This window comes from Pseudoselenomonas ruminantium, from assembly GCF_900104055.1.
Classification (GTDB): Bacteria; Bacillota; Negativicutes; order Selenomonadales; family Selenomonadaceae; genus Selenomonas_A; species Selenomonas_A ruminantium_C.
Genome location: NZ_FNJQ01000013.1, coordinates 29,574 through 46,481, shown reverse-complemented (window position 1 = coordinate 46,481; position 16,908 = coordinate 29,574). Strand labels below are relative to the sequence as shown.

Annotated in this window: 14 protein-coding genes; all 14 read left to right on the top strand. The window is 49.3% G+C overall.

Annotated features, from left to right (window positions below; translation table 11 throughout):
• Positions 1-71: 71 nt before the first annotated feature.
• The 14 genes from BLQ59_RS07060 (at position 72) to BLQ59_RS07000 (ending at position 16,908) form a co-directional block, all read left to right on the top strand.
• The gene (locus BLQ59_RS07060; RefSeq protein WP_074572174.1) at positions 72-1,472 is read left to right on the top strand and encodes a sodium-dependent transporter; all 1,401 of its coding nucleotides are present in this window, start codon (positions 72-74) and stop codon (positions 1,470-1,472) included.
• A gap of 77 nt (positions 1,473-1,549) precedes the next feature.
• Positions 1,550-3,496, top strand: a complete 1,947-nt coding sequence (locus BLQ59_RS07055) for an EAL domain-containing protein (protein WP_074572173.1) — start codon at positions 1,550-1,552, stop codon at positions 3,494-3,496.
• Between the two features lie 164 nt (positions 3,497-3,660).
• Positions 3,661-4,149, top strand: coding sequence for a Cys-tRNA(Pro) deacylase (gene ybaK, locus BLQ59_RS07050; protein ID WP_073088341.1), 489 nt, complete (start codon positions 3,661-3,663; stop codon positions 4,147-4,149).
• A 30-nt stretch (positions 4,150-4,179) separates the two neighbouring features.
• Positions 4,180-5,667, top strand: a complete 1,488-nt coding sequence (gene thrC, locus BLQ59_RS07045) for a threonine synthase (RefSeq protein ID WP_074572172.1) — start codon at positions 4,180-4,182, stop codon at positions 5,665-5,667.
• 229 nt (positions 5,668-5,896) lie between these two features.
• Positions 5,897-7,516 (top strand): phosphoenolpyruvate carboxykinase (ATP), encoded by a 1,620-nt coding sequence (gene pckA, locus BLQ59_RS07040; RefSeq protein WP_074572171.1) that lies wholly within the window; start codon positions 5,897-5,899, stop codon positions 7,514-7,516.
• Between the two features lie 215 nt (positions 7,517-7,731).
• Complete coding sequence (locus BLQ59_RS07035) at positions 7,732-8,343, top strand: hypothetical protein (RefSeq protein WP_074572170.1); 612 nt, start codon at positions 7,732-7,734, stop codon at positions 8,341-8,343.
• Between the two features lie 118 nt (positions 8,344-8,461).
• A complete protein-coding gene (locus tag BLQ59_RS07030; RefSeq protein WP_074572169.1) occupies positions 8,462-9,370 on the top strand; it encodes a hypothetical protein in 909 nt (302 codons plus the stop codon).
• Between the two features lie 35 nt (positions 9,371-9,405).
• The gene (locus tag BLQ59_RS15990) at positions 9,406-9,588 is read left to right on the top strand and encodes a hypothetical protein (RefSeq protein ID WP_176756752.1); all 183 of its coding nucleotides are present in this window, start codon (positions 9,406-9,408) and stop codon (positions 9,586-9,588) included.
• Between the two features lie 4 nt (positions 9,589-9,592).
• The gene (locus BLQ59_RS07025) at positions 9,593-10,414 is read left to right on the top strand and encodes a hypothetical protein (protein ID WP_074572168.1); all 822 of its coding nucleotides are present in this window, start codon (positions 9,593-9,595) and stop codon (positions 10,412-10,414) included.
• A gap of 3 nt (positions 10,415-10,417) precedes the next feature.
• Positions 10,418-10,936 carry a hypothetical protein gene (locus tag BLQ59_RS07020; protein WP_074572167.1) on the top strand — a complete coding sequence of 173 codons (519 nt, stop codon included), beginning with the start codon at positions 10,418-10,420 and terminating at the stop codon, positions 10,934-10,936.
• Between the two features lie 233 nt (positions 10,937-11,169).
• The gene (locus BLQ59_RS07015) at positions 11,170-11,940 is read left to right on the top strand and encodes a response regulator (RefSeq protein ID WP_074572166.1); all 771 of its coding nucleotides are present in this window, start codon (positions 11,170-11,172) and stop codon (positions 11,938-11,940) included.
• A gap of 49 nt (positions 11,941-11,989) precedes the next feature.
• Complete coding sequence (locus BLQ59_RS07010; protein WP_074572165.1) at positions 11,990-13,081, top strand: BMP family ABC transporter substrate-binding protein; 1,092 nt, start codon at positions 11,990-11,992, stop codon at positions 13,079-13,081.
• Positions 13,071-14,171, top strand: a complete 1,101-nt coding sequence (locus BLQ59_RS07005; protein WP_074572164.1) for a BMP family ABC transporter substrate-binding protein — start codon at positions 13,071-13,073, stop codon at positions 14,169-14,171. The genes BLQ59_RS07010 and BLQ59_RS07005 overlap by 11 nt, the downstream gene beginning before the upstream one ends.
• Complete coding sequence (locus BLQ59_RS07000; protein WP_074572163.1) at positions 14,164-16,908, top strand: hybrid sensor histidine kinase/response regulator; 2,745 nt, start codon at positions 14,164-14,166, stop codon at positions 16,906-16,908. The genes BLQ59_RS07005 and BLQ59_RS07000 overlap by 8 nt, the downstream gene beginning before the upstream one ends.

The following is a 16,908-nucleotide window of genomic DNA, read 5'->3' as shown; positions in this document are numbered from 1 at the left end:
TTATGATAAAAACCTTTACAAATGACTGTAAAGGTGTATAATATTCTTATCAAGAATTAGAGGTGATGTATATGAATGAGAAAAACAGCAAGGACAGCAGCTTTTCCGGCCAGCTTGGCTTCGTATTAGCGGCGGCAGCCTCCGCCGTTGGCGTGGGCAATCTTTGGCGGTTTCCGTATTTTGCTGCGAAGGATGGCGGCGGAATTTTCCTGCTCACGTATTTGATTTTGCTTGTGACCTTTGGTTACGCACTTTTGTCCTCGGATTTGGCTATCGGGCGCAAAACTCAGCTCAGTTCCATCAAAGCTTATGGCGCCATGAAACCCGGCTGGAAATTCTTGGGTATCCTGACCTTTTTAGTACCGGCAATCATCATGACTTATTATGCGGTTATCGGAGGCTGGATTACCAAGTATGCCGTGACGTTCCTGACAGGCGCAGGAGCAGCTGCAGCGCAGGATGAATACTTCGTGGGCTTTATCACGAATCCCGTGGAGTCCGGCATCTATGCGGCCATCTTTATGCTGGCGACGGCCTTCGTGGTTTACCGCGGGGTGGAACGGGGCATTGAGGCTTCTTCGCGCATCATCATGCCCGTCCTGCTCATCACGGTTATCCTGATTTCCCTCTATGTGCTGACTTTGGAAGTTCAGGATGCAGATGGCACGGTCAGAACGGGCCTGCAGGGGCTGGCAATCTACTTCCTGCCGAATTTTGAAGGCCTGACGCTCAGCAAGTACATCCAGATCGTGCTGGATGCCATGAGCCAGATGTTCTACTCGCTGTCCGTGGCCATGGGCATCATGATTACCTATGGTTCCTATGTCAAGAAGGATGTCAACCTCAATCAGTCCGTGTCCCAGATTGCAATCGTGGATACGGCGGTGGCAGTGCTCGCGGGTATGATGATCATTCCGGCCATATTTGCCTTCTCCGGCATGGACGGCATGGCTGCCGGTCCGAAGCTCATGTTCGTGTCTTTGCCGAAGGTCTTTAACTCCTTAGGCGTCATCGGTATCATCGTGGGGGCGGCGTTCTTCCTGATGGCGATCTTTGCTGCCCTGACCAGCTGTATTTCCGTGCTGGAGGCTATCGTGGCCAACTGCATGGAAATCTTCCAGGCAGAGCGCAAGAAAGTCACGCTGATCGTCAGTGCCTTCTACACCGTCATCACGGTGGTCATTGCTTTGGGCTACAGCCTGTTCTATGTGGAAGTTGGGCTGCCTAATGGTTCCACTGGACAGCTTTTGGACATCATGGACTATATCAGTACGGCCTGCATGATGCCCATCATCGCCTTCCTGTCCGCCATCCTGATTGGCTGGCTCGTGAAGCCGGAATGGATCATCGGCGAAATGGAAGCTGATGGCAGTCCCATGCCGCGCAAAGGCCTTTACCGTCTAGTCATCCGTTATGTGGCACCGGTAATCATGGTCATCCTGGCTCTGCAGGCTTTTGGGATTATTAACTAAATATTGCAGGAATTATAATTCCCCTTGGCGAAAACATAGAACAATGGAAGTTTATGATTAGAGCAAGGGGAATTTTTATGTGGAATTGGCTTAGTAACTATAATTATGACTTTGCTTTGGCAACAATCCCTATACAGCTGATCCTGATGACGGTCTATTACCTGCGGCGGCAGCTGCCTACCCGGCAGAGCCGCAGTTTCTGGTGGGTGATGATCATGAATGTCGTCATGACCGTCACGGATATCTGGGCCTGCGAGCTGAACGAGGTCTGGCAGGAATATCCGCTTTCTCTGTCTTATGGACTGAATATTGCCTATTTTCTCAGCTTTATCCTGCGTGGGTGGCTCCTGTTCGTCTATGCCTCGGAGGTCGTGAATGCGCCGCGGCGCTGGGGCCGGCGGTATACTTGGGGATGCTTCGTTCCTGCGGCCGTGGTCTGCCTGATAATCTTGTCAACACCCTGGACCGGGGCTATATTTACGATGGACCCGGTAACGGGCTATCATAATCTTGCCTACTACAATGCGATTTACTTCAGTACCTGGTTTTATATTATGGCATCTGTAGCGGTGCTGACTGTCTGCCGCAAGGAAGTAGCGCTTAAACTGCAGATAGGCCTCTATAGCAGCAATCTGATTTTGGCGGTAGGGATCTTGGTGCGGCATTCCTTTATGAACACGCTGGTTACGAGCTTCTTCAGTCTGATGGCAATCCTGATCATCTATCTGACGGCACAGAATCCGGACTCCTTCCGGGATCGGATGGTGGATGTCTTCAATAAGTCTGCTTTTGCCGAAATGGCAGCAGAACTGTTGGTCAATGAAGCACAATTTTCCTGTTTTGGCATTGGCATCAAGAATTATCCCTCGTTTAAGACGTTTTATGGTCCGAATACCATGTATAAAAGCCTGCTGGACATTGGCAAATGGCTGGAGAAACAGTTTTCAGGCTTTCAGGTATTTTATCTGGGCAATGGGCAGATGGTGCTGCTCGAGCATGATTCCGACTACAGTGATGTGCAGGGCATGGCCAAGAAAATTGAGGAGCGGTTCCGTTATCCCTGGTCGGACAGTGGCGGGGCGCAGGCTGTTCTGGGGATAAATATGATATTTGTTTCCAAGAATGTGCCTAAGAAAAGCGTCCGCAGTGTAGAGATTTGTTTGGAACAGGCCTTCAATGAAGCGTACCGCCGGGATATGACCGATGTGTATGTGGTGGATGAAGCGCTGCTCGAGCAGATGAAACGGCAGGAGAAAATCCGGCTGATCATGGGCAGGGCCTTGCGGGAAAACAAGCTGGAAATTCACCTGCAGCCAATGTATTCGGTCAAGGACGGCTGCATAAATGCAGTGGAAGTGCTGGCCCGCCTGTATGATGAGGAATTGGGCTATATACCGCCGCAGGAATTTATCCCATTGGCGGAAAATGACGGGGATATCATGGAACTGGGGCGGCAGATATTTGCCAAGACCTGTCATTTTATCAGTGAGTATGATCTGGATGCGCTGGGCATTGATTTCCTGACCATCAATATTTCTCCGGCACAATGCCTGAATTACAACTTGGGCGATGAGCTGGAGCGCATTGCGGTACGGCATCGGATATCCATGGAGAAGATTCGGCTGGAGGTCACCGAGTCGGCCACCGGGGATATGGAGTCTTTGCTGGAGCAGATGCGGCGGCTTAAGAATTGCGGTGTGAGTTTTTTGTTGGACGATTTTGGAGCGGGCACATCGAATATCATACGGGTGATCAATCTGCCCTTTGCCATGGTAAAGATCGATATGCAGCTGGTCTGGTCGTATTTCCGCAGCAGCAGCAATATGCTCTTGCATGTGATGCGTATGTTCCAGGAAGAAAAGATGGCAATCATCGTCGAAGGGGTAGAGGACAAACATATGGCCCAGCAGATGGCCAGCATGGGATGCGAGTATGAGCAGGGCTATTACTTCTCCCATCCGCTGCCGCCAAAAGAATTGATTACGTTCCTGGAAAATCATCGGGATTATCATTGGCTGGATTGATAGCAGAAGAGCTGCTGACTTTGATTTGTCAGCGGCTCTTTTATTTGGCTAGTGTAAACATGGATTTACAATTTGGAAATAAATTTATTTTTTTGTGGTAAAATATGTACAATAATTGTATAATAAGGAACAGAAAGTTTTTTGGAAACAAGGTGTAAGCAAAAATGGCAAAAAAGAAAAAAGAAGCAAAGACCAATGCAGCAAGGATTTTAGACACGCTGGGCATCAGCTATGAGCTGAAAACCTATGAGGTGGACGAAAATGACTTGTCAGCTGTGCATGTGGCTGAGTCCGTGGGTATGCCCATTGAAATGGTCTATAAGACCTTGGTGTGCCGGGGGGATAAGAACGGCGTATTGATGGCTGTGATTCCTGGCGGCGGTGAATTAGATCTTAAGGCATTGGCCGCAGCTTCGGGCAACAAGCGCGTGGAAATGGTGCATCTGAAGGAAGTGTTTGGCCTGACTGGCTATATCCGGGGCGGTTGCTCGCCGTTGGGAGCCAAGAAGGACTATCCGGTCTATCTCGATGCCAGCGCCGAGGCGCAGGAGGTCATTGCCATCAGTGCCGGCAAGCGTGGCGAACAGATCATCCTGAAGCCTGCGGATCTCGTGCAGGCAGCCAAAGCCACCGTGGCAGCAGTCAGCAGATAATATCTATTATATAGGAAAGAGGCGGTTTGATTGAATTACAGCAGTACCCGGGGAGAAAATGTGAAACTTACTTCGGCGCAGGCCATCATCAAAGGGCTGGCTACAGATGGCGGCCTGTTCGTGCCGGACAGCCTGCCAAAGGTTGACGAGTCATTTATCGAGAGCTTGCTGCCTCTTTCCTATGAGGAGCGGGCGGCTAAAGTTCTGAGCCTGTTCCTGACGGATTATACGGCGGAGGAGATAACGGCCTGCGTCAACAATGCCTATGGCCAGGGCAAGTTTGACTGTGAAGGCCGGGCCCCGGTGACAGATTTAGGGAATATGCAGGTGCTCGAACTCTGGCATGGCCCGACGAGCGCCTTCAAGGATATGGCCTTGCAGCTGCTGCCGCAGCTCATGAGCACGGCGCTCAAGAAGACCGGCGAGAAGTCCGATGTGCTGATTCTGGTTGCCACCTCGGGCGATACGGGGAAGGCTGCGCTGGAGGGCTTCAAGGATGTAGATCAGATTTCCATCATGGTCTTCTATCCGGAAGGCGGCGTCAGCCAGATCCAGCAGCTGCAGATGCTCACGCAGGAAGGCAGCAATGTCAATGTGACGGCCGTAAAGGGGAATTTTGACGATGCCCAGAGCGGTGTCAAGGTGATTTTCAGTGACCAGGCTTTTGGCGAAGAACTGGGCAAGGCGAATGTGAAGCTATCCTCGGCCAACTCCATCAACTGGGGCCGTCTCGTGCCGCAGATCGTCTACTATTTCAGTGCTTATGCAGATCTGCGCAAGGCTGGCCGTATCAAGGCAGGGGAAGAAATCAACTTCACCGTGCCCACGGGTAACTTCGGCAATATCCTGGCGGGCTTTTATGCCAAGCAGATGGGCCTGCCGGTGCATAAGCTCGTCTGCGCCTCCAATGCCAACAATGTGTTGACGGATTTCCTGCAGACGGGCCGTTATGACCGCAACCGCGACTTCTATAAGACCATCACGCCGTCCATGGATATCCTGATTTCCAGCAATCTGGAACGACTGCTCTATCATGTGACGGGCAGTACGGAACAGGTGGCCGGCTGGATGGCGGAACTGGCCAAACAGGGCAGCTATGAGGTGGACAAGGATACCCGTGGCAAGATCAAGGAATTCTTCTGGGCAGATTTTGTGGAGGATAGTGCCACAAAGGCTTGCATCCGTCAGGTCTACGAACAGCATAAATACGTGCTGGATACCCATAGCGCCGTGGCTTATCAGGTGGCCAAGAATTACCGTCATGCCACGAAGGATGACCGCGTGATGGTGGTCGTGTCCACGGCCAGCCCGTATAAGTTCAATGGCAGCGTGCTCGAGGCCTTGCAGGCAGAGACGGCAGGTTTGGATGAATTCGCCCTGCTCGCCAAACTGCAGGAACTCAATGACCAGCCAATCCCGCAGGGACTGGTTGCGCTCAAGTCCAAGGAAGTACGACATAAGGGCGTATGTGCGAAAGATGAGATGGCTGATGCTGTATTGAGATTTATCGCTAAATAAATAGCTTACAAGCAAAACACTTGTCAATAATACATGATTGATGAGTGTTTTGTTTTGTTTGTGTAATTTATGTCAAACAATTTAGATAAATAACATTTTTTGAATTAGATAAGAAAATAGTTGACATTTATGGAAAAATAAGTTAATATGATAAGCGTGGTGAGAAACAAAGTGAAAAGCTTCTCAAACTGCGAAAAGTATCTTTTTTACGAAAGAGGTTGAATGTAAAATGGCAAACATCGATCTTAGCCAATATGGCATCACTGGTACGACTGAAATTCTCCACAATCCGTCTTACAAGACGCTTTTTGAAGAAGAGACTAAAGAAGGTTTGACGGGCTACGAACAGGGCCAGGTTTCCGAACTGGGTGCTGTCAACGTAAAGACTGGTATTTTCACCGGCCGTTCGCCTAAAGATAAATTCATCGTAGATGATGAGACTTCCCATGACACCGTTTGGTGGGATTCCGAAGACTATCACAACGATAACCACAGAGCTACGCCGGAAACCTGGAACGCTCTGAAAGAAATCGCTAAGAAGGAACTGTCCAACAAGAAACTCTACGTTGTAGATGCTTTCTGCGGTGCCAACAAAGACACCCGCATGGCTGTGCGCTTCATCGTGGAAGTTGCTTGGCAGGCACATTTCGTAACCAATATGTTCATCCAGCCGACGGAAGAAGAACTGGCTAACTTCAAGCCGGACTTCGTTGTTTACAACGCTTCCAAGGCTAAAGTAGAAAACTATCAGGAACTGGGCCTGCATTCCGAAACGGCCGTAGTCTTCAACCTCACGAGCCGCGAACAGGTTATCATCAACACCTGGTACGGCGGTGAGATGAAGAAGGGCATGTTCTCCATGATGAACTACTTCCTGCCGCTCAAGGGCATTGCTGCTATGCACTGCTCCGCCAACACCGACAAGCAGGGCCAGAATACGGCTATCTTCTTCGGCCTCTCCGGCACGGGTAAAACCACCCTGTCCACGGATCCGAAACGTTTGCTGATTGGCGATGACGAACACGGCTGGGATGATGAAGGCGTATTCAACTTTGAAGGCGGCTGCTATGCCAAGGTTATCAACCTCGACATGGAATCCGAACCGGACATCTATGGCGCCATCAAGCGCAACGCCCTGCTTGAAAACGTAACCCTCGACGACAAGGGCAACATCGACTTTGCCGATAAGACCATCACGGAAAACACCCGTGTATCCTATCCTATCGATCATATCAAAGGCACCGTTAAGGGCTTTGTCAACGACAAGAGCGCAGCTCCTGCAGCTAAGAGCGTTATCTTCCTGTCCGCTGATGCTTTCGGCGTACTGCCTCCGGTTTCCATCCTAACTCCGGAACAGACGAAGTACTACTTCCTCTCCGGCTTCACGGCTAAACTGGCTGGTACGGAACGCGGCATCACCGAACCGACTCCGACCTTCTCCGCTTGCTTCGGTCAGGCATTCCTCGAACTGCATCCGACCAAGTACGCAGAAGAACTGGTTAAGAAGATGGAAGCCAACGGCACGAAGGCATACCTCGTGAACACGGGCTGGAACGGCTCCGGCAAGCGTATCTCCATCAAGGATACCCGTGGCATCATCGACGCTATCCACAGCGGCGCCATCAAGAAGGCTCCGACCAAGAAGATTCCGTTCTTCAACCTCGAAGTACCGACGGAACTCGAAGGCGTAGACACCAATATCCTCGATCCGAAGGATACCTACGCTAACCCGGCTGAATGGGAAGAAAAGGCAAAAGACCTCGCTCAGCGCTTCATCAAGAACTTCGACAAATACACGAAGAACAACGAAGCAGGCCAGGCTCTGGTTTCCGCAGGCCCGCAGATCTAAGATTGCATGATAGAAAGGCTATCGCATTTTGTAGTGCGATAGCCTTTTTTGACATTTGACTTTTGACATGTCAACTTCTAAGGGAAATCTAATGCTGGGATGCTATACTTTCCTGTGGAATTATACGAAAGGCAGGGAGCATCATGACCTTAAGTTTTGAGAAAATATTTCCCACAGAGGAAGAACGCTAAAAAAAATATATCTGGCTGATAAAATTGTCCATCATCGCGAATATTTGCGCCTATATCGCCATCATCTTATTAGATGCAGGTGCGATAAAACTCATGCAGGTAGTCAAAATTGTTTTAGGGGCAGTAATTTATATCATCCTCCTGCAAACAGCCTGGAAAAGCAGAGCCCTTCATTTTATTCTCCGCCTTTGGCTTTGTGCCGCCAGCAGTGCTGCCATAATGGCTGCGCTGATACCATTCTTCGGATTTCTGCCCATGTTGTTAGGATCCGTTATTACCATCTTTGCCAATCGGAAACATCTGAAAATATTTTTAAGGTACAAAGATTTCCTGAAGTATCTTGCCGCTTGTTTTGGAATAGGTATCCTGATGGATATGGTCGGCGATATAGGAGTGCCGGGAATAGATAATGCAACACTCTATCAGATAAAACATCTGTTGCTGTTTTATGTATTATGGCGCTTGCTCAAACACGAATGCGAACAGGGCAGGCCCTTTCGGGAAACTATCCGCATACTCATGTTGATGCCGGTAATCGGTGTATTCCTGCTGCTAGGCTGGCTGACCATTATCCCTATATTCAGAAAAAGGCTGTTCGGTGAAGAAGGATACGACTTTTTTGCTTTGGAGAAATAAATAGGAAAAGTCATTAAAGGGTGAAAGGTGTTTCTCTTTATGAAAAATGAATTGCAGAGGGGGAGCATATGTGCTAACATATTACATTGGAACGTTTTTATAAGGAGGAATTTGATATATGGAAATCAAGAAATCGATAGCCATGCTATTAACAGCAATGGTTATCGCTGGTGTGGGAATCAACGGACAAGAAGCTGAAGCTAGTGATAGTCAAAGAGCACAAGCAACAACAGCAAGGATATTAGCGCAGAGACAAAAACGCTATGAAGAGTTTAAAGCTTGGGTTAATTCCCAAAGTCAAGAATATAAAGATAAATTATGGAAGATTCGCACAGGAGAAGTTGATGGCCCCGATAAAGCGTGGAATATCGCATGGAATGATTTTAATGCATGGAAAAGTGGAAAAACTAGGCCTGCAGTAATGTCACAAAATAATGCAATTTCTCAGCATAGCGGCTCATCTATTAATTTATCCCAATTTCCAAGAGCAGCAGAGTATTCAAATAAGAAAGTAGCATCTTATAGTAATCTTTTTATCAATGCTAGCAGTCACAAAATAATTTCTTTGATTTATGAAACTGAAACTGAATACGCTAGCGACTATCATTCGGGAAGAAAAGATGAGGAAGCAAGAGGGGTGCCTTTAAAGTATCAATACTCTAATCAAGTTCTCACGCCGAAGGATGGTCTTGATGGTTCTGATTATTTCACAGATAATATGGGAATGCCGTCATATTCTAAATATCCGTTGTATCCTGGCAAATATATATACCAAAGTATTGGGAGAGCTTGGCCAGCTAATGAAAATAGACGAGTAATTGCGTTGCTTGATAATAATCAGGTTTTGCAAACACGTTTCTTAATGTGCGAAGATGTTGCATATGTCATTACTGATACTGGCATAGTGCGGTTGGCCATTCCTCAAGGAGATGGCGAAGCAGATTACAAAATGAGAGGTGTTCTTAGTCAGCTCCATTACACAGGGCCGGCAAATTCCTATTATCAAAGTTGGCATGATAATAAATGATGGCTGGTTAACCGTTTTTTGAAACTACGTAGATAATGAAGCAAAAGCTGGTGTCAAATGATACATCAGCTTTTGCTATTTTATTAACAATTACTGAATATGCCGCCATTGGGGCGGCATTTGTTGTAAATGTGGTAGGTAAAAAATCATTAAGGAACAAGAGCTTTTATTCGATATACTCAATAAGAGGGCTTGAGTACTTTTATCAGGGAGGATAAGACTATGCGTATCTTAAGGAATATAACCAGGCAGGAGCTGGACTATTATACCAGCCAACCTACGGCGAAAAAGCTCAATGAGCGCATTAAGCGGGATGGGGTGAGTGTTCCATCTGGCAGTGCAAATTCAACGGCTGAGGACAAGGTGGATATTTCCTCAGCTGGTTATGAACTGCAGCAGGCAAATAAGGGAAAAACGGCTAATGAAAAGGTGGAAGAGGGCCAACGGATTGATTTTTCCGTTTCCCGCCAGGGTGACAGCAATAAATTTGTCATCAGCTTTGCCAATGCGGCTATGGTCAGCCGGGCGGTGAAGCAAGGGTATATTGAGGTAGAAGGTCAGCGGATTGACCTTTCCGATGAGGTGAAGAAGCAGCTGCTGGCCACCAGCAAGCAGATTCAGGACATGAAGAAGGGTGTTACTCTGCATAACTTCCTGCTCCATGAAGCGGCCAATGCCCGCCAGAACAGTGATGCCATGAAAGAAGCCAACGACAAGATGAGCCGCGCCATGCAGACCGCTTCCCGCATCATGCATGGACGCAAGGTATCTCCCGCTGATGAAAAGGAATTGATGGAGTTTAACAAAGACCTTTATGCCATGGCCAAGAATGCCGCGGCTTTGGAACAGCATCGCCGCAGGCGGGACGATAAGGAAGATGACAAGATTTCCGTGGACAATGAGGAAGCCCGGGCACGGGAAGCTGAGCCGAAGGATTACAGTGTAGAAGAAATGCCCATGCCTGACAGCGAAACACAGATGACGGTTTCGCTGGAGGATGGCATAGGGCAGGTAATAGATGTAGGCGCAGGGAAGGAAGTGTGAATCATGGCAGATATGAGAATTGGCGGGAGTTTTAGCTCGCCTTATGATCGCTATAGCAGTTACGGAAGTTATGGAAGCGCGGATAGTGGCTATGAATCAGGCGCTGCCTTTTCGGTACAGGATGATGAGAACGAGGACAAGAATGTAAATGGCCGCAAGTCCAGCCCCGGGGAATGTGAGACCTGTAAACGGCGCAAGTACCAGGATGGCTCCAATGAAATGGTTTCGTTCAAGGCGGCGGGGCATATCGATCCTGGCAATGCTGCGGCAGTGGTGATGAGTCATGAGCAGGAACATGTATCCAACGCCTACCAGAAGGCGGAACTGGGCAATGGTGAAGTGGTACGGGCCAGTGTGCGCCTAAAGACGGATGTTTGCCCGGAATGCGGCCGGACCTATATCTCCGGCGGCGAAACCTCCACCCAGATTCGCTATTACAACGAGGACAATCCCTATCAGAAGGATTTGAAATCTGCCGATGCCAGCAAATATCGAGGAGCCAATGTGGATATTGCTGCTTGATGATGGATATGATTTTTTTAGAAGTTTGAAGGTATGCTTTGCCTTTGAACTTCTTTTTTACATGCAAATGAGTACTGACAGAAAGTGTGCGAAAAATATGGAGTAGAAGAAGGATTTTACAGGGGGGAAGATAGAATATTAAGCATCGAGTGAGTTTTGTTATAGTCAGTTTTTCAGCATCAGTGCTAGGCGTTGCAGTTAGCGAAGACCGGCTGGATAAGGAGAAAAAAGAGATGAGCGAGAATAAAAATGAGTTAAATAAGGGATGCAACCGGAAGATTGTCATTGTCATGTATCAATACAGTGTCATTGTGAAGAGTATTGAGCGCAAGCTGCTGGATTTAAGGTATGAAGTGGAGATCCTGGCAGGAGAGTTTGATAAGATTGCGGAAAAAGCCATGTCGCATCCGCTGTTTTTGGTGTATCTTCCGAAAAATTTTGCGTCCGATGAAAAACACATCACCTCGTTGACTTTTTTGATGGATATCATCAGTCAAAAGGGGGCAGAGATGATCCTGTTGGGAGAGCACAGCGATTATGCGGATGTTATGATGCAGGTGCCGCAGGCTGGCGATTACGAATGGCTCGACCGTCCGCTTAAATTGGATGAATTAGCACTGACGGTGAGACGACATACCCGCAACCATTCCAAGCGGATATTGATCGTGGATGATGATCCTGCTTTTGCCAGGATGCTGCGGGAGTGGCTGAAAGAGGAATACAGCACTTTTGTGCTCACAGACGGTTCACAGGTAATCAAGGCCCTGCGCCAGAATCCGGTGGACCTTATCCTGCTGGATTACGAGATGCCAGTTATGGATGGGCCGCAGGTATTCCGTATGCTCAAAGGGGACGAAGAATTTCATGATACGCCTGTCGTGTTCCTGACCGGGGTGGCAGGCAAGGAACAGGTTGAGCGGGTGGTGGATCTGAAACCGCAGGGGTATATCCTGAAATCCAATACCAAGGAAAAACTGCTGGAATACATACAGTCCAAGATTTGAAGATAGTTTTGCAGGGAGCGTTTTCTGTGGTCTAGAAAAGGAATGAACTATGAAAAGGATCTTTTTTATAGCCTTCATCATCTTACTGGCTGCCATGGCAGGAATCTTGCTTATTCATAAGAGTCAGGTCGATACGGATGTGACAGCCAATACCACCAGAGTCGGCGTGTTTATCAATGGGAAGTGCCAGGATAGGAGTTGGTGCCAGACTCATTATGAAGCGCTGGAGTCCCTGAAAGAAGAACTGAATTTAGATATACTCTACAAGGAAAATGCTCCCGGAGATTGTTACGCGGAAATCAAGGAACTGATCCAAAAAGATGGCTGCCGGATCATTATCGGTTGCAGCTTTGACTATGGTGAGGCTATGAAGAAGGCTGCTGCGGAATATCCGCATATCTATTTCCTGAACGCAGGGGGAGTCTATCATCAGGCAAATTATTCCTCGTTTTTCGGGCGTATGTATCAGGCGCGGTATTTATCGGGCATCGTGGCGGGGCAGAAGACGCAAACCGGAGAACTAGGATATGTGGCCGCTTTTCCGAATTCCCAGGTGATTCGCGGCATCAATGCGTTCACGCTGGGCGTCAGGAGCGTGCGCCCGGATGCCCAGGTACACGTAAGCTATTGTAAGTCTTGGACGGATGATGAACCGGCCCTGACTGCGTGCCGGAAATTATTGGATAACTTTCCCATTGATGTACTGACTGTCCATACCAATTCCTTAACTCCTCATCAGGAGGCCGAAAACAGGGGTATCTGGTCTATCGGCTACCATCGGGATAACCGTGACCTGTTCCCCCATACCTATCTTTCAGCCTGCGTATGGAATTGGCAGGCTTATTACCGTGAGCAGATCCAGACCTGTCTGCAGGGAAAATTTCATGGCAAGCAGGTCTGGATTGACAAGGATAAAGGGATTGTCAGCCTTGCCTCGCTCTCCCCTTATGTGGATATGGACACAGCCATGAAGGTGCGGGCGGCCAATGAAAGATTTGGCAGCCGGGGATTTGATGTGTTTTACGGCCCCATCAAGGATAATCAAGGGAACCTTCGCATCAATGCGGGGGAATCCATGTCGGATGATGAGATGTTGAATGCTTTTGACTGGTATGTGGAGGGCGTGAACGTTGAAGATTAAAGACTGGATTCGGATGAATTTTCCGTTGGCGCTGATCGGCATGCTGGTCGTCCTGCTGGTGATGGTTATCCAGAGTTTTCAGCTGCCGAAGACGGAGAGCAAGACCGTGGTGGGATGCGTTTTGGTCGGCGAAAGGGCGGATAATGGCTGGAACAAGAACCATTATGAAGGCCTGGCGGCAGCCTGCCGTGCCCATGACGTTGCCATCCTGGCGGTAGATGATGTGGCCGAGACAGAGAGTGCTACTTACACTGCGGTCGAAGAACTGATAAACAAGGGGGCCAATGTCATCTATCTGACCAGCTTTGGCTATGGACAGTATGTCGATGAGATTGCCCGAAAATATCCTACGACGGCCTTTTTCTGTATTTCCGATAAAGGCAGGGCAAAAAACTGCACCTCGTATTTTGCCCGCCTGTATCAGGCGCGGTATCTGGCTGGTATCATTGCCGGGCAGGCCAGTAAGACGGGAATCTTGGGCTATGTTTCGGCTATGCCGAATTCGCAGACCAATCGTGGCATCAATGCTTATGCCCTGGGGATGTTGACGGTCAACCCTGATGCGCAGCTCCTGGTTCGGTTCACTGGCAGTTGGGACGATGAAGCCGAGGAGCGGAAAAGTGTTGCCCTTCTGCAGCAGGCCGGGGCGGATGTGATTACCTATCATGCCGATAATCCCTATGCGATAGATGAGGCAGAAAAACGGGGGCTGCTCAGTATCGGCTGTAATGATGTTATCCAACAATATTCTGACCGTTTTTTGACGGCAGTCGTTTATGACTGGCAGGTGGTCTATGAAAAGGTCCTCGGGGATTACCTCAGCGGGCGGGTTAATTTCAACAGCGGTTACTGGCTCGGACTCAGGGAAGGTGCGGTAAAGCTTTATCCCTTATCCGGGGCTGTGGCGGCTGGGGCTGCGCAGGTGGAAGCGGACCAAGAACAGCAGATGATGCTGGCAGATATTGTGTTTTCCGGTGTGATCTATGACAATCACGGGCGGCTTCGCTGTGAGGAGGGGGAACGAATCAGCGATGCAGAGCTTTTCTCCGGTATGGATTGGTATGTCAAGGGAGTAAGGATCTATGAGTAAGCGGATGACGAGGATTGAAAAAGGGACGATTCTCGCCCTGTTGGGCTTTGGCCTGGTCCTGCTGCTGGTGGGAGCTTTGTTCCAGAGTCGCATGGGTGAGCTGTTGTCTGCTTACACTGAGAGCCAGACAAGGCGGCAGGCGGAAACCCTCGCGACACAGGCGGCAGAAAAGCTGGGCACGGAGCTGGAAAATCTGGCCTATGTAGCTGCAAAGATTGAAGCCAACCCTGCCGAAGTGGAGCGGCTCATGCCTTTGGTGCACAATGAATTGGGTGTCCGGCAGGGACTGCTGAATATTGAAGGAAGAGCTGTATACGGCGACTCGATTTCGCCGCGCATCTATAGCGGGATACAAACGGCTTTCCGTGGCAAGAGCGATATATCCTTTGAGACGGAGCAGGGCTTGTTATTTACTTATCCGGTGTTTCGTGGCAGGAATATAAAGTATGTCCTTTATCGGCAGTATCCTTTGACGGCTATCGCTGCCCGTTTTCCCATCAGCTGTTATGACAACATCGGCAGGATGATGGTGGTTTCCCGTGATGGGGAGATCATCATTCCCTTCGCCAACAGCACGGCGGAAGATGTGGCCTATATGAATAGCCAGGAGGTGAAAGACTGCTTCAATTCCATGCATCGGGAGATGGAAGTTTCCGTGGCTGCTGCCCATACGTTTCCTACCGAGCGTGGCGAAATGCTGCTCTTTGAGGCCGAGATTCCCCATACGGACTTCCTGCTGGAAGGTTTCGTGCCGAAAGATAAGGCCAGTGAGGGAATCGGCAGCATTTCCTTGCTGGTCATCTGGGTATTCGGCCTCTTGATGCTGATGGTGGTCATCGGTGCCGTGTATTTGGTCCGTGTCCGCGTCAAGATCCAGGAGAGCGATGAGCTGCGGGCGGCCAAGGAAATGGCCGAAGGTGCGTCCCGGGCCAAGAGTGACTTCCTGTCCAATATGTCCCATGAAATACGCACGCCGATCAATGCCGTTCTCGGCATGAATGAAATGATCCTGCGGGAAAGCGAGGACCGGGATATCCTCGCATATGCGGAGAGTATAAAATCGGCAGGGACAACCTTGCTGGGCATCATCAACGATATCCTGGATTTTTCCAAGATAGAAGCCGGCAGGATCGATATCATTCCTGTGGAATATGACCTTTCTTCGCTGATCAATGATCTGGTCATTATGATCAAGGCCCGGGCTGATAAAAAAGATCTGACCTTGCGGCTGGATTTCGATCCGCAAACTCCCAAACGGCTCTATGGCGATGAAGTCCGCATCAAGCAGGTCATCACCAATATCCTGACCAATGCGGTGAAGTATACGGAGCGGGGCGGTATAACCTTCTCCCTGAAGTTCGAGCGCATTGCGGCAGCGGCAGACCGGGTGATGCTGCTGGTCGCGGTCAAGGATACAGGCATCGGCATCAAGCCGGAGGACCTGGACAAGCTGTTTTCCAAATTCGAGCGTATCGAGGAAAAACGCAACCGCCATGTGGAAGGAACCGGTTTGGGCATGGCCATCTCCCAGATGCTGCTGGACAAGATGGCTTCCAAGCTGGAAGTGGTCAGCGTCTATGGGGAAGGCTCCACCTTCTCCTTCCGTGTCGAGCAGAAAGTGGTCAAGTGGGAACCTCTGGGCGATTATGAAGCTTCCTATGCATCGATGCTCAAGAGTCACAAGAAATACCGTGAAAGATTCACAGCTCTGCAGGCGCAGGTGTTGGTGGCAGATGATAACGAGATGAATCTGATGGTCTTCAAGAGCCTGCTGAAGCAGACAAAGATGCTGATCGATACGGCCGAGGATGGCCGGGAGGCGGTGCTGGCGGCGCGGAAAAAGAAATATGCACTGATTTTTCTGGACCATATGATGCCCAATATGGATGGCATCGAAGCGCTTCATGAAATACGGGAACAGATAGACGGTCTCAATTGCGATACACCTGCTATCTGCCTTACGGCCAATGCCATATCCGGTGCCAGGGATCGATATATAGAGGCCGGCTTTGACGACTATTTGACCAAACCCATTGATGCGGATAAACTGGAGGCGGCATTACTTGCTTATCTACCCGCCGAAATGGTGATAAAGAACACGGAGAACAAGGCAAGAACAGCGGAAAAGGATGAGGAAGCCGCCTCTGTTGGCTTGCCGGCAGTATTGCGACCGCTGCAGGGACAGGCGTGGCTTGACCTGGGCCGCGGCATAGGCAATAGCGGTTCGGTGGATGCGTATCTGCCGCTCTTAAAGATATTCTATGAATCACTGGACGATAAGGCGGATGAAATCGAAGGCTTTTATGCGCATGAAGATTGGCAAAACTACACCATCAAAGTCCATGCCCTGAAAAGCTCGGCAAGGCTGATCGGAGCCGAGGACTTCGGCGAAGAAGCACAGCTGCTCGAAAATGCGGGCAAAGCTGGCGATCTGTCCTATATTCACGAGCATCATAAGGCCTTCATGAGTGAGTGCCGCAGTTTTAAAAATCCATTGTCCGAAGTGTTCAAGGCAGCAGAAAGCGAAGAGAAGCCTGAAGCTGATCCGGAACTGATGGAAGCTGTGTTGGAAGAAATCCGTTTGGCCGCAGAGCGTATGGATTGTGATCAGCTGGAGAGTATCTTGACAGAGATGGAGGCCTACCAGATTCCCAAAGCGCAGGAAGGCGTTTGGAATCAGCTGTTAAAAGCCGCACAGCGTTATGATTATCAGGAAATCTTGTCCATTCTTGCCTGA